At 49.1% G+C, this 218-nt stretch carries 1 rRNA gene; it reads right to left on the reverse strand.

Annotated elements, in window-relative coordinates:
- Window positions 1–218 (reverse strand): 23S ribosomal RNA (locus tag NNO02_RS23735); the annotation flags it as partial.

Genomic DNA, 218 nt, shown 5'->3' on the forward strand with positions numbered 1-218 from the left:
TCGGTTGATTTCTTTTCCTCGGGGTACTTAGATGTTTCAGTTCCCCCGGTTCGCTTCATTACGCTATGTATTCACGTAATGATAGTGTGTCGAAACACACTGGGTTTCCCCATTCGGAAATCGCCGGTTATAACGGTTCATATCACCTTACCGACGCTTATCGCAGATTAGCACGTCCTTCATCGCCTCTGACTGCCAGGGCATCCACCGTGTACGCT

It is taken from the genome of Citrobacter sp. Awk 2 (assembly GCF_028069815.1).
In the GTDB taxonomy this organism is placed as follows: domain Bacteria; phylum Pseudomonadota; class Gammaproteobacteria; order Enterobacterales; family Enterobacteriaceae; genus Citrobacter.